This window comes from Pseudoflavonifractor sp. SW1122, from assembly GCF_012027765.1.
Taxonomy (GTDB): domain Bacteria; phylum Bacillota; class Clostridia; order Oscillospirales; family Oscillospiraceae; genus Enterenecus; species Enterenecus faecium.
Map to the genome: position 1 here is coordinate 57,121 of NZ_SJOS01000004.1, position 19,676 is coordinate 76,796.

Annotated in this window: 20 protein-coding genes and 1 other annotated feature; of the genes, 3 read left to right on the forward strand and 17 right to left on the reverse strand. The window is 59.5% G+C overall.

Annotated features, from left to right (window positions below; translation table 11 throughout):
- Positions 1 to 43 precede the first annotated feature (43 nt).
- From E0L15_RS01940 to queA, 12 genes are all read right to left on the reverse strand, one after another.
- Positions 44 to 1,180 (reverse strand): hypothetical protein, encoded by a 1,137-nt coding sequence (locus tag E0L15_RS01940; RefSeq protein ID WP_168124378.1) that lies wholly within the window; start codon positions 1,178 to 1,180, stop codon positions 44 to 46.
- 33 nt (positions 1,181 to 1,213) lie between these two features.
- The gene (locus E0L15_RS01945; protein WP_168124379.1) at positions 1,214 to 2,410 is read right to left on the reverse strand and encodes a hypothetical protein; all 1,197 of its coding nucleotides are present in this window, start codon (positions 2,408 to 2,410) and stop codon (positions 1,214 to 1,216) included.
- 380 nt (positions 2,411 to 2,790) lie between these two features.
- Positions 2,791 to 3,117: a hypothetical protein gene (locus tag E0L15_RS01950; RefSeq protein WP_168124380.1), complete on the reverse strand. Its 327-nt coding sequence runs from the start codon at positions 3,115 to 3,117 to the stop codon at positions 2,791 to 2,793.
- Between the two features lie 54 nt (positions 3,118 to 3,171).
- Positions 3,172 to 3,492 carry a hypothetical protein gene (locus E0L15_RS01955; RefSeq protein WP_143482688.1) on the reverse strand — a complete coding sequence of 107 codons (321 nt, stop codon included), beginning with the start codon at positions 3,490 to 3,492 and terminating at the stop codon, positions 3,172 to 3,174.
- Positions 3,493 to 3,537: 45 nt separating this feature from the next.
- A complete protein-coding gene (locus E0L15_RS01960; protein WP_168124381.1) occupies positions 3,538 to 4,950 on the reverse strand; it encodes a LuxR family transcriptional regulator in 1,413 nt (470 codons plus the stop codon).
- A gap of 39 nt (positions 4,951 to 4,989) precedes the next feature.
- The gene (locus tag E0L15_RS01965) at positions 4,990 to 5,202 is read right to left on the reverse strand and encodes a helix-turn-helix transcriptional regulator (protein WP_071442138.1); all 213 of its coding nucleotides are present in this window, start codon (positions 5,200 to 5,202) and stop codon (positions 4,990 to 4,992) included.
- 639 nt (positions 5,203 to 5,841) lie between these two features.
- Complete coding sequence (gene lysS, locus E0L15_RS01970) at positions 5,842 to 7,353, reverse strand: lysine--tRNA ligase (RefSeq protein ID WP_168124382.1); 1,512 nt, start codon at positions 7,351 to 7,353, stop codon at positions 5,842 to 5,844.
- A gap of 36 nt (positions 7,354 to 7,389) precedes the next feature.
- Entirely contained in the window at positions 7,390 to 7,866 is a 477-nt protein-coding gene (gene greA / locus E0L15_RS01975) for a transcription elongation factor GreA (RefSeq protein ID WP_087369190.1), read from the reverse strand.
- 166 nt (positions 7,867 to 8,032) lie between these two features.
- Positions 8,033 to 8,425: a TIGR04086 family membrane protein gene (locus E0L15_RS01980; protein ID WP_168124383.1), complete on the reverse strand. Its 393-nt coding sequence runs from the start codon at positions 8,423 to 8,425 to the stop codon at positions 8,033 to 8,035.
- A 103-nt stretch (positions 8,426 to 8,528) separates the two neighbouring features.
- Positions 8,529 to 8,846 (reverse strand): preprotein translocase subunit YajC, encoded by a 318-nt coding sequence (gene yajC, locus E0L15_RS01985; protein WP_242954863.1) that lies wholly within the window; start codon positions 8,844 to 8,846, stop codon positions 8,529 to 8,531.
- 101 nt (positions 8,847 to 8,947) lie between these two features.
- Complete coding sequence (tgt, locus tag E0L15_RS01990; protein WP_168124384.1) at positions 8,948 to 10,081, reverse strand: tRNA guanosine(34) transglycosylase Tgt; 1,134 nt, start codon at positions 10,079 to 10,081, stop codon at positions 8,948 to 8,950.
- Positions 10,082 to 10,104: 23 nt separating this feature from the next.
- Positions 10,105 to 11,127: a tRNA preQ1(34) S-adenosylmethionine ribosyltransferase-isomerase QueA gene (gene queA / locus E0L15_RS01995; protein WP_168124385.1), complete on the reverse strand. Its 1,023-nt coding sequence runs from the start codon at positions 11,125 to 11,127 to the stop codon at positions 10,105 to 10,107.
- Positions 11,128 to 11,441: 314 nt separating this feature from the next.
- Between queA and asd the strand changes: the two genes are divergently transcribed.
- The 3 genes from asd to dapB are packed head-to-tail and all read left to right on the forward strand — an operon-like array spanning position 11,442 to position 14,214.
- A complete protein-coding gene (gene asd / locus E0L15_RS02000; protein ID WP_087391390.1) occupies positions 11,442 to 12,530 on the forward strand; it encodes an aspartate-semialdehyde dehydrogenase in 1,089 nt (362 codons plus the stop codon).
- Between the two features lie 33 nt (positions 12,531 to 12,563).
- Positions 12,564 to 13,451, forward strand: coding sequence for a 4-hydroxy-tetrahydrodipicolinate synthase (gene dapA / locus E0L15_RS02005; protein ID WP_087229349.1), 888 nt, complete (start codon positions 12,564 to 12,566; stop codon positions 13,449 to 13,451).
- 10 nt (positions 13,452 to 13,461) lie between these two features.
- Positions 13,462 to 14,214 carry a 4-hydroxy-tetrahydrodipicolinate reductase gene (dapB, locus tag E0L15_RS02010; RefSeq protein ID WP_168124386.1) on the forward strand — a complete coding sequence of 251 codons (753 nt, stop codon included), beginning with the start codon at positions 13,462 to 13,464 and terminating at the stop codon, positions 14,212 to 14,214.
- A 44-nt stretch (positions 14,215 to 14,258) separates the two neighbouring features.
- Here dapB and tyrS read toward each other — a convergent pair whose 3' ends face one another.
- From tyrS to E0L15_RS02035, 5 genes are all read right to left on the reverse strand, one after another.
- Positions 14,259 to 15,488 carry a tyrosine--tRNA ligase gene (gene tyrS / locus E0L15_RS02015; protein WP_168124387.1) on the reverse strand — a complete coding sequence of 410 codons (1,230 nt, stop codon included), beginning with the start codon at positions 15,486 to 15,488 and terminating at the stop codon, positions 14,259 to 14,261.
- 16 nt (positions 15,489 to 15,504) lie between these two features.
- Positions 15,505 to 16,374 carry an EamA family transporter gene (locus tag E0L15_RS02020; RefSeq protein WP_168124388.1) on the reverse strand — a complete coding sequence of 290 codons (870 nt, stop codon included), beginning with the start codon at positions 16,372 to 16,374 and terminating at the stop codon, positions 15,505 to 15,507.
- Between the two features lie 23 nt (positions 16,375 to 16,397).
- Positions 16,398 to 16,651: a binding site (T-box leader), on the reverse strand.
- Positions 16,652 to 16,680: 29 nt separating this feature from the next.
- Positions 16,681 to 17,478, reverse strand: a complete 798-nt coding sequence (locus tag E0L15_RS02025; RefSeq protein WP_168124389.1) for a Cof-type HAD-IIB family hydrolase — start codon at positions 17,476 to 17,478, stop codon at positions 16,681 to 16,683.
- A 22-nt stretch (positions 17,479 to 17,500) separates the two neighbouring features.
- Positions 17,501 to 19,192, reverse strand: coding sequence for a DNA repair protein RecN (gene recN, locus E0L15_RS02030; protein WP_087229333.1), 1,692 nt, complete (start codon positions 19,190 to 19,192; stop codon positions 17,501 to 17,503).
- 28 nt (positions 19,193 to 19,220) lie between these two features.
- Positions 19,221 to 19,676: an arginine repressor gene (locus tag E0L15_RS02035; protein ID WP_087369198.1), complete on the reverse strand. Its 456-nt coding sequence runs from the start codon at positions 19,674 to 19,676 to the stop codon at positions 19,221 to 19,223.

Sequence of the window (19,676 nt, forward strand, 5' to 3'; positions counted from 1 at the left end):
CTCCTTGTCATGTATTCCTTGTTTGCGGTTTTCCGCCGCTTCCCTATTCGATGTAACCGCTGATGGGCTCTGCATACATTTTGGTTTCAGTCACCGGCTTGTAGCGGTCACTGCCGGTGCTTTCATACCATCCGGCCTCCGCCCGGTAGATTTCGCCGGTCTGCGTGTCGTACACGCGCTCGTAGCCGCCGGTTTCGTCGCTCTGCATCTGGCTGGTGATGTCCTGCTCGACGTTCCGGTCCTCCCAGGCCGCCATGATGATTTCCAGCCTCTCATTGGTGATGCGGCTGATTTCCTTTGACATCGCCACCTTTTCTTCACCGGCCTGCTCAGTGGCTTTTACGAAACTCTCAGAATAGGCGAGCGTTCCAAGGCATTTGGTGAGGACGCTCTCCCATTCGATGAAGGTATCCTTCGCGGCGGTGACCGCCATGACGTTGTATGCCATGTAGTAGCCGCCGTCCGCCCAGGGGATGATATATCCTACCGGCAGTCCTGCGGCAATATCAACGCTTCCGAAGTCCACCACCGACGCGGCGAACATCCCCTCGCCTTCCTTGCCGTTTTCGGTAAAGGACGCCCGCAGCGTCTCTTCTCCCAGAGCATACGAGGACAGGAGGCTGGCCGAGGCAAAGCGGTCGGTCACGGCAAAGCCGTCAAACCGGGGGAAGGTATAGCCGGCATAGCTCGGCTCCCACTGCTCTGCAAACACCGCGTATTCCGAAAACAGCTTGAAAAAGTTTTCGGTGGAGGGGGTTGTCAGCACCGGCGCCTGGGAAAGCATCTGCGCCCATGTGTTCCCCATGGTGACGTTATACGCATAGGCGTCCTTTCCCTCCTGGCTGTGCAGCAGGCCCTCCGCCTTCAGCAGGACAAACATCTGGTTGAGGGGCTGGCTGGGATCCTGCACCCGGATGGAATGGTACATGGCCGTACCGCCGCTGGTGACTGTCCAGCCCTTGGGGATCTGCAGGCTGAAATCCGCCGTTTCATACAGCTCGGTTTCGATGGACCTGGCCGCTGTCTCAGTGATTTTTACGTCGTTTTCTTCTTTCGTGATGGTCCCGTCGCTGTTGACGACAGGCTCCTTTCCGCCCGGCTGCCCCTGCCCGGCGCAACCGGCGAGGGAGAGCGCCAGCGCCGCCGCCAGCAGCAGGGATAATACGCTTTTCTTTTTCATAGCAGAATGCCTCCTGATCGATTTTTATTAATTTCAATAGCCATCCAGAGCGAGGAGCTTCTCCATCACATCCGGCGGGTATGCGATGTAGCCCGATTCATAGTCCTCGCCTATCGCCTCCGTGGCGGGGAGAAGCTTGTAGTCCGCCGTGATGATATAATCATGGGCGATGGTGAGCACGTCGCTGTAATACCGGCTCAGCAGCTCCAGCTTTACAAGCCGGTAGCGGTTGCCGCCGCCGAATTTTGGGAGATAGGCGGCGGGGGTGCCGTCGGCGTTGGTGGTCTTTTCCTCATAGCTCAGATCATTCTCGGAGATATCGTCGTACATGATCTGGTAAAACGCCTGATCGGTCGCCAGGATGTTCCCATTTAAGATGGCAACCGCTTTTTCTCCGTCCCCCACGGCCTCGTCCGCCACCTCGTAAACAATATAGCCGTCCTCATCGTCGTCAAAATAAATCCCTTCAAAGTTCTCGGAGGGGAGCTGTCGTTCTGCCGCCGCCTCCAGCTTCCCGTCTGCGATCAGCAGATAGCTGCCTCCGACGTGCACAATCCGCTGGGCTCTGTCCCGCAGCCCGACGTCCTCGGTCAGCGTTTTTCCGTCTGCGCTGTAGCGCCAGGCGTGCGTCAGGACAGGATGGAGATACTTGCTCTCCGTCGCAGTGTACGGGCCGTTGTTGCTGGCAGACTTGACCGAATACCGTTTGCCGCCCCGGTAGACCACCTCCAGGTCGGCGCCGTTGAAATCGTTGGCCTGGAGGTAGACGGGCTGTTCCGCAAGGGGCAGGGTTCCCACCTCCCGGCAGTTCTGTCCCCCCGGCAGGGTCGCGTCGCAGCGGTACTGATAGATTTTTCCGCCGGACAGGAAGACGCTGGACAGATTGCCGCCGGCCTTTTTGGGGTTGAGATCCGAAAAGACGGTTTGCAGGCTCAGCACGCCTTCTGCGCCGGTAAAGGTTTTGTAATCCGACTGGTCAAAGGCGACGCCCCGCTTTTTCAAAAGCTCCTGCTCCAGCGTTTCCGGCTCAGGTTCCGGCTCCGGCGCCGAAGCGGCAGGCGTGCTGCTGGCGGACGCTGTGGAGCTGCCTGTATCGGAAGACGGCTCCGAAGGCTCCGTCCCGCCGGAGCAGCCGACAAGCAGCAACCCCATCGCCAGCAGAAGCGGCAGCAGCCGCCTGCAGAGGCTTCGCTTTTTGGTATATTGAATCAAATCGGTTTGTTCGTTCATTCTCTTTCCTCCTGAAGCTGGTGTGCGGACAGCAGGGCTTTCTCAGCCCTCCAGTTTCAAAACCCCGCGGTTCACCTTCATGGCAAGGATCCGGCGCACACTTTGGTTGATCCGCTCTTCGCTGATTTCTCCCAACGCGACCGCTTCCTCCAAAGCGGAGACGGCCGCCTGCGGGTTTGACGGGCAAAGCAGGATGTGTCTCAGACGTTTCCTGCGACGCCGGTATGCCGGATTCCTGGGAAACAGAACTGCCCGAAGAAGTGCTGGGATTTGCACACCCGCCGGATATGGCGATGAAAGCGCAGCACAAGGCGGCGAGCATTCTCTTCCATTTTATCCCCGTCATTTCTCACACCTCCTGTCCCCTGAAGCGGCGTTTTTTAAGCGTCTTCCTCCCCTTTCGTCATCAGGGTATTTTCCAAATGCCGGACGATCTGGTCCAGCATCTCCTGCAGAAGCCGGTACGCTCTCTGCTCCGGTATCCCGTCGCAGGGGCGGCGCAGCGAAACCGTCAGTTCGGTTCCAAACGCTTTTTCCTCCGCCGTTATGGAAAGGGAGACGTCTGTTCCGTCCTCTCTCCATTCGGCAATAACCCTTCCCGGCGCTTCCTCCCCAAAAGTAATCCCTTCCTGCCGCAGCACGCCGTACACCGAGCGCAGGACAAAGGAGCGCACATAGGGAAGTTCTCTTTGAACGTATTCCATCATTTCTTCTCCTCCTGAATTTTTGGGGAACCGCGGCAGACGCCGGGAAGTGGATTCTTACGCCCTCATTTTAGGTGAAAAGAGGCCGGATTGTCTATGCGTAAATCCCGCCAATCGTATCAAAACAGGTGGCGGTGAACCGCCATTTTTCAAAAAACCGATGGCGGTCAACCGCCATTTGTGCATATTATATAAATCAAAGCAACTATTTTGAGGCTTTATATATGCACAACTTCTAATCGTTCCAAATAGGGGTTGAGGTGTACTTTTCGTTCCTGATTTTTCCTTTCCCGGATGCCGAATGGCGTAAATTTCATTTTTCAAGTGGGGAAAACGATGTTTTTTATCAGGACAATTCGTTACCGCACACAAAAACACCCTGCCTCTCCTGAGAGAAAGCAGGGTGTTCTTTTATCCTGTATGTTAATCGTTACGGTAAAGCAGGTACATAGTGATGCGGGATTTTGCGCCCGTCTTTTCGTACAGGGCGGAGATATGCCGTTCCACCGTCCGCTTGGACAGGAACAGGCAGTCGGCGATCTCCTGGGCGCTGCTGTCCGAAGAAATCATCTGGGAAAATACATCCCATTCCCGTTCGGTCAGCCCGTATTTTGCGATGAACGCCTCCCTGCGCTCTTCGTCCGACTTTTGGGAAGCAGGCGGCTCCTTGGGCTCCATGACGGCGTTCATGCGGGCGGTATACACGGCCATAGCAACGCTGACCGCCACGAACAGCACCAGGGCGATGACAATGGCGGCCAGGCTGTTGCCAGTGGCCAGCAGCGCCACCGATCCGTTGGTGATCAGGGCGGCGCTCACGTTATTCATGGCGCGGCCCATGCCCGCCCACAGCGACGGCAGGCGCATATGCCGGGAAAGCTCCATAAAGCTCGCTGTAAAGAAGACAACGAAAAAGCCCGAGGACAGGTAAAAGACCACCAGTCCGATCAGGAACGGAGCGCCCAGGTTCAGTACCACAATGGACAGAACCGACATCATCATCACGCAGTACATAATAAGCCCCATATACTTCCGCTTGCGGATATCGAAGACAAAGCCTGCGGCGAGGCCGCTGAATGCCAGCAGCAGGCGGGGCCATTGCCCGATATCCGTCCCGCTCGCATGACGGAGAGTCACGGCATTGTCCAGTGTGCTGAACACGCAGGCCATCAGCACTACCAGCAGCGCCAGCATAATGCCCGCCGTCCGTTTTTTCCGGGTGAGGGAAATGTCTTCCGCAGGTTCCGAAGAGGCACCCGCAGTCTCCGTCATTTCGATGCGGCTTTGGGCGGCCTGTCTCGTTCGGATGACCAGCAGGCTCAAAGCCGCCAGGAATACCGAAAGAAACGCCGCCTCCGCAACCTCCAGGTTGACAAGGTTGTTGTTTGCATACTGGAGCAGAATTCCCAGGGCGTAGGCGATCCCCGCCAGCCGTGCCAATGCATTGTCGCCGTCTATGGTGACGGCAGCCAGATAGTGGACGGCGCTGCCGAAAACGCCCAGCAGCAGGAAGAGCACCATCCCTGCCGTCATGGTCGCCGCATAGGAGATATGCTGCTGGACAATGAAGGTACAGATAATCGCACCCAGCGCCAGGATAAAGGTCAGCGCGCTTTTATAGCGCCTCCCGCCCCAGCGTTCCATGGCCGGATACAAGAAAAAGCCGACGGCGCTGGCGCCCAGCGCATAGTTCTGGGCAATGACAGTTCTCCCTTCCGTCACCGACAGAGAAATCATATTGACAAACAGATATTCCGCCCCTAAAAAGACAAAAGTAAAAATACCGATCAGCAGAATGGCGTTGACAGACGCCGGCTTTCTCAGTTCCCCTTTCATCGTACCACCCTTTCCACAGAAGCCGCTGCAGGCGTCCCGTTATTTCTCCGATTCTTCCGTCAGCTCCACTACATCCCCGATGTCACAGCGGAGCGCCCGGCAGATCCGCTCCAAAACCTCCAGGCTCACATATTCGTCCCGGTTCAGCTTTGCTATCGTAGAGGAGGACACATCTGCCAACTCTGTCAGGGCGGATTTTTTCATTTTTTTATCAATCAGCAATTTCCACAGCCGGTTGTACTGGACAGCCATACGCTTCATCTCCCGCCTTGTTTATGGAAGACAGTATAGCACAAAAATCGTGAAAAGCCAATGGATTTTATGAGATGTCACATATTTTTACGAATGTTAAGCCAAAAGAAAGCAGCCGCTCCTTTTACAGGCTCCTTTTACAGCCATAGACATTTACCGCTTTTTATTTCCAACGAGGTGAAGAAGCTAAAATACAGGGGAAAGGAGTACGATTATTTTCTGTTTACTCTGCAATGTTTATTACCTCGACACCTTTGCTCTTAGCGTAGTTCACTGTATAAAAAGTTCCGCCCTTGTTTTCTGTGAGATAAGAAATACAAGCAGAACTGTTATCAACCAGATGGCGATTGCGTTTATGCATACAGCCCCTCGTGTACTCCTGAGAAGTATATACAACTTTATCGGCCTTCTGTTTGATGTCATCGTATGTCATGACACAAGCAGACCTAACAAAAAAAGAGAACACCTTCTGAAATTACTTTCAAAAAGTGTTCTCTATACAGCAAGTACTGTATTGTGTTTTATCCTTACAACAATTCATTCTGCTTCACAATTCTTCAAAATTATATGAAAAATTGTTGTCAATTTGTTGTCAACTCGGATTTGAGATGCCGAAAACCCTTGATTTTACTGGATTTTTTAGTCCAGAGGCTTCATTGTGGGGAAGAGCAGCACCTCACGGATGGAGTCGTTGTTGGTGAGCATCATGACGCAGCGGTCGATACCGATGCCCAGGCCGCCCGTGGGAGGCAGACCGTACTCCAGAGCGGTGATATAGTCCTCGTCCATCATGCCGGCTTCCTCGTCGCCGTTTTCCCGCAGCTCCACCTGACGCCGGAAACGCTGCTTCTGGTCGATGGGGTCGTTGAGCTCGGAGAAGGCGTTGCCCATCTCACTGCGGCAGATGAACAGCTCGAAACGCTCGGTGAGCCGGGGATCGGCGGGAGAGCGCTTGGCCAGGGGGGACACATCCACGGGGTGCATGGTGATGAAGGTGGGCTGAATGAGCTTCTCCTCCACCTTCTGGTCGAACACCTCGTACAGGGCGTTGCCCCAGGTGGCAGGAGCGGCCTCGGGCAGCTCCACACCGATGGAGGCGGCCAGAGCCACAGCCTCAGCGTCGTCGGTGATGGCCATGAAGTCCAGGCCGGTGTACTGCTTGACGGCCTCGGCCATGGTCAGACGGGGCCAGCCGGGGGTCAGGTCAATGTCGTTGCCCTGCCACTGAATCTGATAGGTGCCCAGAATCTTCTGGGCAGCAGAGCTCAGCAGGTCCTCGAACAGGTCCATCATGTCGTGGAAGTCGGCATAGGCCTGGTACAGCTCCACGGTGGTGAACTCGGGGTTGTGCTTGGTGTCCATACCCTCGTTACGGAAGATACGGCCAATCTCGTACACGCGCTCCAGACCGCCCACCACCAGGCGCTTGAGGTGCAGCTCGGTGGCAATACGCATGTACATGTCAATGTCCAGGGTATTGTGGTGGGTGATGAAGGGGCGGGCGGTGGCGCCGCCGGAGATGGTGTTGAGCACCGGAGTCTCCACTTCCATATAGCCCCGGTTGTCCAGGAAGTCCCGGACGTGGCGGACGAAAGCGGAACGAATCTCAAAGGTGCGGCGCACCTCGGGGTTGATGATCAGGTCCACATACCGCTGACGGCAACGGGTCTCCACGTCGGTGAGGCCGTGGAACTTCTCCGGCAGAGGCAGCAGGGACTTGGACAGCAGGGTGATGGTGTGGGCCTTGATGGAGATCTCGCCCCGCTTGGTGCGGAACACATCGCCCTCCACACCCACAATGTCGCCGATGTCATACTTCTTGAACGCAGCCAGGGCCTCCTCGCCCACGTCGTCCACACGCACGTAGAGCTGGATGCGGCCGCCGCCGTCCTGGAGGTCGGCGAAAATGGCCTTGCCCATGCCGCGCTTGCTCATGAGACGTCCGGCCAGGCGCACCACCTGGCCCTCCATGGCCTCGAAGTTGTCCTTCACTTCGTTGCTGTGGTGGGTGACATCGTACTTGGTCACCTGGAAGGGGTCCTTGCCCGCTGCCTGGAGGGCAGAGAGCTTGTCCCGGCGAATTTGCAGCAGCTCAGACAGAGAGGGCTCGGCCTGGGCGTTCTGCTGGTTCTGGTTGTTGTGTTCCGACATAATCGTCTTCTCTCCTTCTATCTGTCCGTCTTCCGCTTAGCGCTGGATGCTGACGACCTTGTATTCAATGTTTCCGGCGGGGGCGTCCACAATCACGGTGTCCCCGATGCGCTTGCCCAGCAGGGCCTTGCCGAAGGGAGACTCCTCGGAGATGCGGCCATTCATGGGGTCAGCCTCCTGAGAGCCCACCACCTGGTAGGTCTCCTCCTCGTCCAGCATGGTGTCCATGACGGTGATCTTGCTGCCCAGACGCACGGTGTCGGGGTCGCTGTCGGCCTCCTCCTCGATGACGGAGCAGTTGGCCAGAATGTTCTCGATCTCGGCAATGCGGGAGTAGAGCTTGCCCTGCTCGTTCTTTGCCTCGTCGTACTCGCTGTTCTCGGACAGGTCGCCGAAGGAGCGGGCCTCCTTGATCTGGTCGGCCACTTCCTTCTCACGAACGGTCTTGAGGTAGTTCAGTTCCTGCTTCAACTCTTCCAAACGCTCTGCGCTGAGCTTGTATTCCTTGGCCATGATGTTCATCCTTTCAACGATAAAAAATAGAAGCCGCAACAGATGGCAGCCCAAAAAAGTCCATTATATTATTATAGTTGTTCCTACGAATTATAGAGAGTTTCTCCCCAAATGTCAAGGGTTTTGGCAGAGGGAAATGGCTCCCTCTGCCAAATTCTCCACGCCCTCACACGCGGCTGCGCCGGACGCTGGCGGGCTTCTTTCGCCCGAACCGCAGGCACAGCAACCCGGCCAGGGCTCCGCCGCACAGGCAGGAGGTAAGCACCACCAGCCCACGCACCTCCAGCACCTGTCCCCCGCCCCGGGCCGCACTGATGATCCACAGCAGTACCCCACAGGTCAGGCCCGCAGCCAGGCCGCCCAGCAGCTTCCGGGCTGGCCAGCGGCAGGCGCACACCAGACCGCCCACCAGGCCGCCCAGCACACAGGCCATGGCCACCAGCTGCAACTGGGCATTCTCCCGCAGCAGCCCGGAGGAAATGGCCGCCGCCCCGGCCAATAGCACCAGCAGCTCCACCACAATGGCCACCACGCCCCCCAAAGCCACGCCCAAAACCATCTGGGTCGGGCCTCCCGGTTTCACATCGTCTTTGCGCAAAAAAAGCACCCCTTTCCACATGGTTATTTCACCATATGCAAAGGGGTTGCTTCTCATGCGGACCTTACTTATCCTTCTTGTCCTTCTTCTCCTGCGTGGTGACATCCTGCTCAGCCTGGGTGCCCTTGCTGGAGATGGCCCACTTGGTGAACTCGATGCGCACACGGTCGGCGCCGGTCTCCATGACGATGGTCTCCTCCTTGATGGCACAGATGGTACCCACGATACCGCCGATGGTGGTGATCTGGTCCCCCACCTTCAGGCTGGCGCGCATGGCGGCCGCTTCCTTCTTCTTCTTGCTCTCGGGACGGATGAGCAGGAAGTAGAACACGGCGATCATGATGAGGATCATAAGAACGCTAGACATTGCTTCGGCAGGCATACAACGATTCTCCTTCTATGTGTGGATTGTAAAAAGATACATCACGTGTCATTATACCCGGATTTTCCCTGAAACACAAGCCCTATTTTCCGCTCCAGACGTCAGGGCATCCGCTGAGCCAGTTTCTCCGAGTATTCCGCCCGGAACTGCTGGAAGGTGCCCTCATCCAGGGCCTGACGGATGCGCTCCATGAGCTTGTTGTAGAAGTACAGGTTGTGCATGACAGCCAGGCGCAGCCCCAGCATCTCCCCGGCAGTAAACAGGTGGCGCACATAGGCCCGGGAGAAGTTGCGGCACACGGGGCAGTCACACTCTGGGTCGATGGGTAACTCGTCGGTCTTATACCGCTCATTTTTCATATTCATCCACCCGCTCCAGGTAAACAGCTTGCCGTGGCGGGCATTGCGGGCAGGCATGACGCAGTCGAAGAAATCCACGCCCCGGGCCACCGCCTCGATGATGTTGGAGGGGGTGCCCACCCCCATGAGGTAGCGGGGCTTGTCCTGGGGCATATAGGGCTCCACGGCGTCGATGATGTCGTACATCACTTGGGTGGGCTCGCCCACCGCCAGGCCGCCGATGGCGTAGCCGTCGCACTCCACCTTGGCCGTCTCCTGCATGTGCCAGATGCGCAGGTCCGGGAAGGTGGCACCCTGGTTGATGCCAAAGAGCATCTGGCCGGGGTTGACGCAGTCGGGCTGGCCGTTGAGCTTGTCGTGCTCATCCTTGCACCGCTTCAGCCACCGCAGGGTGCGCTCACAGGAGGCCTTGGCATACTCGTAGGTAGCGGGATTCTCCACACACTCGTCAAAGGCCATGGCAATGTCGCTGCCCAGGTTGGACTGGATGCGCATGGACTCCTCGGGACCCATGAAGATCTTGCGCCCGTCCAGGTGGGAGGCAAAGGTCACCCCTTCTTCGGTGATCTTGCGCAGCCCGGACAGGGAGAAGACCTGGAAGCCACCGGAGTCGGTGAGCATGGGCCCGTCCCAGCGCATAAACTTGTGCAGGCCGCCCATCTGGCGCACCACGTCGTCGCCGGGCCGCAGGTGGAGGTGGTAGGTGTTGGACAGCTCCACCTGGCAGCCGATGTCCTTGAGGTCAAAGGCGGACAGGCCACCCTTGATGGCCCCCTGGGTGCCCACGTTCATGAACACCGGGGTCTGGACGGTGCCGTGGGGAGTGGTGAACTGGCCCCGGCGGGCCTTTCCCTCGGTTTTCAACAATTCAAACATGTGTGTCTCCTTTTCGCTGCATGTCAAGAGATGAACATGGCATCTCCAAAGCTGAAGAATCGGTATCGGTTCTCCACCGCCTCCTTGTAAGCCGCCAGCACATGCTCCCGGCCCGCCAGGGCGGACACCAGCATGATGAGGGTGGACTCGGGCAGGTGGAAGTTGGTGATGAGGCCATCCAGCACCTTGAAGCGGTAGCCGGGGTAGATGAAGATGTTGGTCCACCCCGCCTTGGCCTCCATGGTACCGTCCTGGTTGGCCCAGCTCTCAATGGTGCGGCAGGAGGTGGTGCCCACACAGATGACCCGGCCCCCGGCGGCGCGGGTCTCGTTGATGACGTCCGCCGTCTCCTGGGAGATGACGCAGTACTCCGAGTGCATCTCGTGGTCGGTGACCTCCTCCGCCTTCACCGGGCGGAAGGTACCCAGGCCCACGTGGAGGGTGACATAGCACACCTTCACCCCCATGTCCTGGACCTGCTGCAACAGCTCCGGGGTAAAGTGCAGGCCAGCGGTGGGTGCTGCGGCAGAGCCCACCACCTTGGAGTACACCGTCTGGTATCGCTCAGAGTCCTCCAATTCCTCCTTGATGTAGGGAGGCAGAGGCATTTTGCCCAGCTTCTCCAGGGTCTCCAAAAAGATGCCCTCGTAGTCGAAGCGGACCAGGCGGTTGCCGCCCTCCACTTCCCCCACCACCTCGGCGGTGAGTTCTCCGTTGCCGAAGGTGATTTTGGCCCCGGTGTGCAGTTTCTTGCCCGGGCGCACTAGGCACTCCCAGACCTTCTCCCCCCGGTCGATGAGCAGCAGCACCTCACAGGCTCCGCCGGTGCTGCGGTGGCCCAGCAGACGGGCGGGCAGCACCCGGCTGTCGTTGAGCACCAGGCAGTCCCCCGCCCGCAGCAGACGGGGCAGGTCGTAGAAGTGCATGTGCTGGGTCTGGCCTGTCACCTTGTCCAAGGTCAGCAGCCGGGAGGCGTCCCGCCGCTCCAGGGGCGTCTGGGCAATGAGTTCTTCCGGCAAATCAAAATAAAAATCAGATGTTTTCACAATTTTCCCACCGTCCTCGCCATCATTTCCCCGGCATACCTTCTTGAGCGCACACATACAATGCTCTGTCCCCTCCCCGCTTCCACCTTGGGGCGGGCCGGGGGACACGAAAAAATTTTCCTTTTTTTCGCCGGATATGGAAATGATAAATTGACACTTTAATGCGATAATGTTATGATGTCTAGTAAGTATTTTGTCGAACTCTGGGGACAGAGTCTGTTCCTCTACCTCGACGCATACGCTGTTCTATTATAATACAACATCCGCCCACGTTTCAACCACTTCTTTCCCGTGGGCAGGAGGAGGTCATTTCCGTGCATGAATACAAAGTAGGTATCATCGGCGCCACCGGCATGGTGGGCCAGCGTTTCGTCACCCTGTTGGCCAACCACCCCTGGTTCCGCCTCACCGTTCTGGCCGCCAGCCCCCGCTCTGCCGGGAAGCGGTATGAGGAGGCCGTAGCGGGCCGCTGGGCCATGGACGTGCCCATTCCTGAGGTAGCAAAGGACATGGTGCTGCTCAGCGCCCAGGACGACGTGGAGACCATCGCCAGCCAGGTGGACTTTGTCTTCTCCGCTGTGGACATGTCCAAGGACGCCATCCAGGCCCTGGAGGAGGAATATGCCCGCCATGAGTGCCCGGTGGTGTCCAACAACTCCGCCCACCGCTGGACCCCCGACGTGCCCATGGTGATTCCCGAGGTCAACCCCCAGCACCTGGAGGTCATCCCCGCCCAGAAACAGCGGCTGGGCACCCAGCGGGGCTTTATCGCCGTGAAATCCAACTGCTCCATCCAGAGCTATGTCCCCGCCCTCACTCCCCTGCTGGGCTATGGCATTGAGAAGATTCTGGTGTGCACCTATCAGGCCATTTCCGGGGCTGGTAAGACCTTTGAGACCTGGCCGGAGATGGTGGATAACCTGATCCCCTACATCGGCGGTGAGGAGGAGAAGAGCGAGCAGGAGCCTTTGAAGGTTTGGGGCCGGGTGGAAAATGGGGTCATCGTCAACGCAGACGCCCCCGCCATCACCGCCCAGTGCCTGCGGGTGCCCGTGTCCAACGGCCACACCGCCGCCGTCTTTGTCACTTTTAAAAATAAACCCACCGAGGAGCAGATGAAGGAGGCCTGGCGCACCTATCAGGGCCGGGCCCAGGAGCTGAAGCTGCCCACCGCCCCTCAGCAGTTCCTCCACTACTTTGAGGAGCCCGACCGTCCCCAGGCCAAGCTGGACCGGGAGCTGGAGGGCGGCATGGCCGTCTCCGTGGGCCGTCTGCGCCCCGACACCCAGTACGACTACAAGTTCGTCTCCCTCTCCCACAACACCCTGCGGGGCGCCGCTGGCGGCGCGGTACTGCTGGCCGAGCTGTTGTGCGCGGAGGGGTACATTGAGCCCGTCCGCTAACCCATGAATTTGAAACAGAAAGGAAGTTGCCCTATGCGCACACCCGTGTTCACCGGTTCCTGTCCGGCGCTGGTCACCCCCTTTGACCAAAACGGCGCCATCAATTACGACGCCTTCGGCAAACTCATCGACGCGCAAATTGAAGCCGGGGTGGATGCCGTGTGCGTCTGCGGCACCACCGGCGAGTCTGCCACCATGTCCATTCGGGAGCACATCGCCGCCGTGGAGTTCTGCGTCAAGCGGGTCAACCACCGGGTCAAGGTGATCGCCGGAGCGGGCAGTAACGACACCTCTGCCGCGGTCTATCTGTCCCAGCACGCCCAGGACTCCGGAGCTGATGCCCTGCTCCACGTCACCCCCTACTACAACAAGGCCAGCCAGACCGGCCTCATCCGCCACTACGAATACATCGCCGACCGGGTGGACCTGCCCATCATCCTCTACAATGTGCCCAGCCGTACCGGCGTGTCCTTCACCGCCGAGACCTACCGCCACCTGTCCCAGAACCCCCAGTTCAACGGCGTGAAGGAGGCCTCCGGCAACTTCTCCCTGCTGGCCCACACCCGTTTTCTGTGCGGGGACGACTTCTACATCTGGTCGGGCAACGACGACCAGGTGGTGCCCATGATGGCCCTGGGGGCCAAGGGCGTCATCTCGGTGGCCTCCAACCTCATCCCCGAGGTGATGGTGAAGATGACCAAGCTGTGCCTGGACAACGACTTCGAGGCCGCCTCCAAGCTGCAAATCAAGTACATGGACCTCATCGACGCCCTGTTCCTGGAGGTCAACCCCATTCCCATCAAGGCCGCTTTGAACCTGGTTGGCATGGAGATGGGCGGACTGCGCCTGCCCCTGTGCGAGATGTCCGAGAAGAACCTGGAAACCCTGCGTAGTTCCATGGCCCGTATGGGTCTTCTGTGAGGGCTGCCCCATGCAAAAGATAATCATTTCCGGCTGCAACGGCCACATGGGCCGTGTGGTCGCTGACATCTGCGCCACGGACCCCCAGGTGGAGGTGGTGGCGGGCATCGACATTCTGGGCCAGCCCAACCCCAACTTCCCCGTGTTCTCCTCCCCCGCCGCCTGCGACGTGGAGGCGGACGCCGTCATTGACTTCTCCCATCCCTCCGCCCTGGCCCCTCTGCTGGAGATGTGCCAGGCCCGGAACCTCCCGGTGGTGCTGGCCACCACGGGCTATGACCAGCAGCAGCTGGAGGCCATCTCGGAGGCCGCCACCCACATCCCCGTGTTTCGCTCGGCCAACATGTCTCTGGGTGTGAATGTGCTGCTGGACCTGGTGAAGAAGGCCGCCTCGGTGCTGGGGCTGGACTACGACGTGGAGATCGTGGAGCGGCACCACCACCGGAAGGTGGACGCCCCCAGCGGCACCGCCCTGATGATCGCCGACGCCGCCGCCTCTGCCCTGCCCTACGAGCCGGAGTACGTGTATGACCGCCACAATGTGCGCCAGCCCCGTGGGCCCCACGAGATTGGCATCTCCGCCGTGCGTGGGGGCACCATTGTGGGCGACCACACGGTGATCTTTGCCGGACGGGACGAGGTCATTGAACTCAGCCACCATGCCGCCAGCCGCGAGGTCTTCGCCAGCGGTGCGGTGCGAGCCGCCAAATTCCTCACCGGGGTACAGGCCCCCGGCCTCTACGATATGTCCTATTTGGTGTAAAAAAATCCTCTTGGACAGCAGCTGCTGTCCAAGAGGATTTTTTCTTATTCGGCAATCTTCACGCAGTGGAACACTTTCTTGCCCTTCTTAATGATGGCACCGTCGGCGCCGCAGTCCTGGCAGCAGAACTGGGCGTTGACGTCGGTGACCTTGGCGTCGTTGACGGACACGCCGCCCTGCTGCACCAAGCGGCGGGCCTCACCCTTGGAGGGGCACAGGCCACACTTGACCAGCAGGTCCAGAAGGCCGATCTTGCCCTCGCAGAAGTCGTCCTGGCACAGGGTGGTGGTGGGCATGCTGGAGCGGTCCCCGCCGCCGGCAAACAGGGCCTTGGCAGCGGCCTGGGCCTTCTCTGCCTCCTCCTTACCGTGGACCAGGGCGGTGAGCTCGTAGGCCAGGATCTCCTTGGCACGGTTCAACTGGCTGCCCTCCCATTGGTCCATCTCGTCGATCTGCTCCAGAGGCAGGAAGGTGAGCATACGGATGCACTTGAGCACGTCGGCATCCTCCACATTGCGCCAGTACTGGTAGAAGTCGTAGGGGCTGGTCTTGTTGGGGTCCAGCCACACGGCACCCGCGGCAGTCTTGCCCATCTTCTTGCCCTCGCTGTTGAGCAGCAGGGTGATGGTCATGGCGTGGGCGTCCTGGCCCAGCTTGCGGCGGATGAGCTCGGTGCCGCCCAGCATGTTGGACCACTGGTCGTTGCCGCCAAACTGCATGTTGCAGTTGTAGTGCTGGAACAGGTAGTAGAAGTCGTAGGACTGCATGATCATGTAGTTGAACTCCAGGAAGCTCAGCCCCTTCTCCATGCGCTGCTTGTAGCACTCGGCCCGGAGCATGTTGTTCACAGAGAAGCAGGCGCCCACTTCCCGCAGCAGCTCCACGTAGTTGAGGTTCATCAGCCAGTCGGCGTTGTTGACCATCATGGCCTTGCCCTCGCCGAACTCGATGAACCGCTCCATCTGCTTTTTGAAGCAGTCGCAGTTGTGTTGGATGGTCTCAGGGGTCATCATGGTGCGCATGTCGCTGCGGCCGGAGGGGTCGCCCACCATGCCGGTGCCGCCGCCAATGAGGGCGATGGGGCGGTTGCCCGCCATTTGCAGCCGCTTCATCAGGCACAGAGCCATGAAGTGGCCCACGTGGAGGGAGTCGGCGGTGGGGTCAAAGCCGATGTAGAAGGTAGCTTTGCCGTTGTCGATCATCTCTCGAATTTCTTCCTCGTTGGTGACCTGGGCGATGAGGCCACGGGCCACCAGTTCGTCGTACAATTTCATTTGGTCTACTCCTTTGTTATGATTTTGCCGCCACGGCCTGGGCCCCGTCGGCTTTGGTCTTCCACACATTATACCCAACCACGCCGCCAACGACGATCACCGCACCCACCAGGGACACGGGACCGATGGTCTCGTGGTAAATGAGGGCCACCAGAATGGGGTTCAAGATAGGTTCGATGCCCGACACCAGGCTGGCCGTCACCGCCGAGGTGCGGGCCAGGCCCAAGGTCAGCAGGATGTAGGCCAGGGCCACCTGGAACACACCCAGCACCACCAGACTCAACAGAGTCACCGAGCTAACGTTTGTCTCCCCCATCAGCCAAGGCAGCCCGATGAGGGCGCTGCCCACATTGCCCCAAAACACCGAGGAAATGGGGTCGGAGTCCGGCATATCCTGGAGGAGAAACACGCCCGCATAGCTGAACCCGGACAGCAGGGCCACCACGTTGCCCCCCATGCCCCCTGCCTGGAGGCTGTCCACGAAAAAGCACAGCACGCCCAGCACCACCACACCGCAGGCCACCAACTCGCCCTTCCGGGGCATCTTCCGCCACACCAGGGCGGTGAGCAGCAGCACGAAGATGGGGGCAGTGAATTGCAGCACAATGGCGTTGGCCGCCGTGGTCATCTTGTTGGCCAAGGTAAACAGGGTGTTGGTGCCGCAGATGGCCACAGCACCCAGCCCAATCCAGGGATTGAACCGGGGCCGATGTCCCACCCGCCACAGGTAGAGGCCGATGACCACCAGGGCGATGAGATTGCGCCCGCTGTTGATGGACATGCCGCTCCAGGGGATCACCTTGATACACACCCCACCCAAGCTGTACAGGATGGCCGCCAGAAATACCAGCACCACACCACTGTGTTCTTCCTTTTCTTTTGACAAAAAAACACCCCCTGTCCCGTAGGACAGAGGGCGTGAAACAACGCGGTACCACCTCTGTTTGCCGCTTCCTCACGAAAGTCGGCCTCAGGGAGTTTTTCTTCAAACTCCAACGCGCAATATCGGGCGCACCCGTCCGTTCCTACTTGCAGCCCCAAGGGGGCCGTTTCAGAAGGCTGCTCCAAGGTGTATTCCCTCCCCGACGCTCTCTTCCTTGCACCCACCGGAAGCTCTCTGGGCAGCGGTCTGGGGAGATACTTCTCCTCTTCTCTGCATTGTCACTGATGATAGCACAGTTGTCTGTGGTTGTCAAACGCTTTCTGCGGGCAGCAGCGAGAAGTGTCGCAGGGCCTTGGAAATGCCCTCCTCCTCCACGGTGGCGGTGACGTAATCCGCCAATGCCTTCACCCGCTGGTCTGCCCCGCCCATGGCCACGCTGGTTCCCACCAGGGCCATCATGGTCAGGTCGTTTTCTCCGTCGCCAAAGGCCATGGTCTCCTCGGGGCTCAGGCCGTAGTGGGCCATGGTGGCCCGAATGCCATCGGCCTTGCCCTCGCCTTTGGACATCACGTCAATGCCCAGAGGGTGCCAGCGGCTGTAGCTGCACCCGGGCATGACGGAGACGAACAGGTGCTCCTCCTCCTGGTTGACCAGGGGAATGAACTGATACACTTTGCCCTCCAGCATCCGCTGGGGGGACAGGACGGGGTACTGCTTGGTGTGCAAAAACTCGAACACCTCGTCCACCCGTCGATTGTGGCAGGTGAGATAGCTCACCCCGTTCTCCTCCACCAGGGCAGCCAGTTCCGGGTGGGCCTCCAGCACATCCTTGGCGTTTCGCAGGTCCTCCAGGGGCAAGGGGTTATCCCGATATACCCCCTGGGCATTGAAGCAGCACTGACCATTCAAGGTGATATAACCGTCAAACACCACATCCCGCAGCATTCCGGTGCTCTCCAGGTCCTGGGGTGCCCGTCCGGAACAGACGAAAATACGAATGCCCGCCCGCTGGAGGGCAAACAGGTCGTCTCGGAGCTGCTGGGACATGATCTTGTTTTTATACGAGACCATGGTGCCGTCAATGTCAAAAAAGATCGCGCGTATCATGGGTGAGTTCCTCCGTGTATGGTTATGCTTGTGTCTGTTTCCAGGCTTCCGCCTTTTGCAGCAACTCCTCCGCCCCTTCCAACAGGATGGCGGTGGAAGCGCCGCCGCTGAGGCGGGCCAGCTCTTCCCGGCGGCGTGGCCGGTCCAACTGCTCCACCCGGGTGTAGGTGCGGCCATCCCGCTCCCCCTTCTCCACCGAGAAGTGCACGTCGCCCATGGCGGCGATCTGGGGCAGGTGGGTGACGCACAGCACCTGGCGGCCCCGGGCCACCTGGCTGAGCTTCTGGGCCACTTTGGTGGCGGCTCGACCGGATACTCCGGTGTCCACCTCGTCAAAGACCATAGTAGTAACGCAGTCGGTCTCGGCCAGCACGTTTTTCAGCGCCAGCATGATGCGGCTGAGCTCGCCGCCAGAGGCGATGCGGTTGATGGGCTTCAAATCCTCCCCCAGGTTGGCGGACATGAGGAACCGGACCCGGTCCATGCCGAACTCATTGAGGCCGTCCTCCCCTTCCACGGGGCCAAATTCCACTTCAAACCGCACCCGGGGCATGTCCAGGTCGGACAGCTCCTGCTGAATGCGCCGGGACAATTCCTTGGCCGCCTTCTGACGGGCCTTGGACAGTTGTTCAGCCTCCTGTTGGGCCGCCTGCACCGCCTGGGCCACTTCCCGCTCCAGCTTCTCCCGGCGCTCGTCGGAGAACTGGATGTTGTCCAACTCGGTCTGGCACCGGTCCAGATAAGCCAGCATCTCCTCCTCGTCCGCTCCGTACTTGCGCTTGAGGCGGTGGAGCAGGTCCAGCCGCTCCTCCACGTCGTCCAGCTGGCCGGGATAGAAGTCCAGGCCGCTGCGGGCGTCCCGCACCAGTTCCGCCACATCGTCGGCGGCGTAGCGCAACTGGGACACCTTCTGGGCCAGCTCGGACAGCTCGGCGCTGTACCGCCCCCCCTGGGTCAGGGCGTTTTCGGCGCTTGTCAACAGGGCCACCGCTCCGTCGGACATCTCGCCCCCGGTGAGGGCCTGCCACGCCTGGTCCACGGCATCGGTGATGCGCTCGGCGTTGCGGAGAATCTCCCGCTGGGCGGTGAGCTCCGCCTCCTCACCCACCCGCAGCTGGGCCCGCTCCAGCTCTCCAATCTGGTGCTGGAGGGTGTCCATGCGCCGGGCCTTCTCCCCCTCGTCCATCTGCACCGCTTTGAGCTGGGCCCGCAGGTCCTTCACACGCTCATAGGCCGCAGTGTAATTCTGGCGCTGGGGAGCCAGGTGGGCGAAGTTATCCAGGCTCTCCAGGTGGGTCTCCTCGTCTAAGAGCTGCTGGCCGTCGTGCTGGCCGTGGATGTTCAAAAGCTGGCTGCCCAGCTCCCGCAGCTGGGTCACCAGCACCGGGTGCCCGTTGACCCGACAGGTGTTTTTCCCGTCCGGGTGGATGACCCGCTCCACCAGCAGCTCCCCGTTTTCATCAGGGGCAATGCCGTACTGTTCAAACCAGTTTAAGGCGGGCAGTCCGCCAAACACCCCCGTCACCCGGGCACACTTGGCCCCGGTGCGGATGAGGTCCCGGCTGGTCCGCCCGCCGATGATGGCGCCGATGGCGTCCACCACAATGGATTTACCCGCTCCCGTCTCGCCGGTAAGCACGTTAAATCCCTCTCCAAAGGCGATTTCCGCCTGGGAAATCACCGCAATATCCTCAATGTGAAGCAAGGAAAGCATATCAAATCTCCCCGTTTGGCGCCTGCTCTCAGTCCAGCATGGCCGCCATTTCTCGACAAAATTCTTCCGCCAGGTGGTTGGTGCGCATGATGATGATCACCGTGTCGTCCCCGGCCAGAGAGCCCACGAATCCGTCGATATCCATCCCGTCCAGGGCGGCTCCTGCCGCAGAGGCAAGACCGGGCATGGTCTTGACCACCACGATGTTCTGGGCCACGTCAAAGGAGGTGACGCCTTCCTTGAAAATGTTGCGCAGACGGCCGGCAAAGTTGTGGTGAGGCTGTTTGTTTTGCGCCACCACGTACTTGTAGGTCCCGGCCCCGGTGGGTTGCTTGACCAGGTTCAGCTCTTTTATGTCCCGGGAAATGGTGGCCTGAGTGGCCAAAATCCCACACGCCCGCAGGCTCTCCAGCATCTGTTCCTGGGTCTCAATGTCCTGCTCGGCGATGATACGCAGAATTTCCGACTGTCGCTTTGACTTCAT

Bases quoted from the DNA above. Each gene is read 5' to 3' on its own strand.
- lysS (WP_168124382.1), bottom strand. From the start codon at position 7,353: ATGTCGGAACACAACAACCAGAACCAGCAGAACGCCCAGGCCGAGCCC.
- greA (WP_087369190.1), bottom strand. From the start codon at position 7,866: ATGGCCAAGGAATACAAGCTCAGCGCAGAGCGTTTGGAAGAGTTGAAG.
- tyrS (WP_168124387.1), bottom strand. From the start codon at position 15,488: ATGAAATTGTACGACGAACTGGTGGCCCGTGGCCTCATCGCCCAGGTC.
- E0L15_RS01960 (WP_168124381.1), bottom strand. From the start codon at position 4,950: ATGAAAGGGGAACTGAGAAAGCCGGCGTCTGTCAACGCCATTCTGCTG.
- yajC (WP_242954863.1), bottom strand. From the start codon at position 8,846: ATGCCTGCCGAAGCAATGTCTAGCGTTCTTATGATCCTCATCATGATC.
- E0L15_RS01945 (WP_168124379.1), bottom strand. From the start codon at position 2,410: ATGAACGAACAAACCGATTTGATTCAATATACCAAAAAGCGAAGCCTC.
- E0L15_RS01940 (WP_168124378.1), bottom strand. From the start codon at position 1,180: ATGAAAAAGAAAAGCGTATTATCCCTGCTGCTGGCGGCGGCGCTGGCG.
- recN (WP_087229333.1), bottom strand. From the start codon at position 19,192: ATGCTTTCCTTGCTTCACATTGAGGATATTGCGGTGATTTCCCAGGCG.
- E0L15_RS01965 (WP_071442138.1), bottom strand. From the start codon at position 5,202: ATGGCTGTCCAGTACAACCGGCTGTGGAAATTGCTGATTGATAAAAAA.
- dapB (WP_168124386.1), top strand. From the start codon at position 13,462: ATGCAAAAGATAATCATTTCCGGCTGCAACGGCCACATGGGCCGTGTG.
- E0L15_RS01950 (WP_168124380.1), bottom strand. From the start codon at position 3,117: ATGATGGAATACGTTCAAAGAGAACTTCCCTATGTGCGCTCCTTTGTC.
- dapA (WP_087229349.1), top strand. From the start codon at position 12,564: ATGCGCACACCCGTGTTCACCGGTTCCTGTCCGGCGCTGGTCACCCCC.
- E0L15_RS02035 (WP_087369198.1), bottom strand. From the start codon at position 19,676: ATGAAGTCAAAGCGACAGTCGGAAATTCTGCGTATCATCGCCGAGCAG.
- tgt (WP_168124384.1), bottom strand. From the start codon at position 10,081: ATGTTTGAATTGTTGAAAACCGAGGGAAAGGCCCGCCGGGGCCAGTTC.
- E0L15_RS02025 (WP_168124389.1), bottom strand. From the start codon at position 17,478: ATGATACGCGCGATCTTTTTTGACATTGACGGCACCATGGTCTCGTAT.
- E0L15_RS01980 (WP_168124383.1), bottom strand. From the start codon at position 8,425: ATGGTTTTGGGCGTGGCTTTGGGGGGCGTGGTGGCCATTGTGGTGGAG.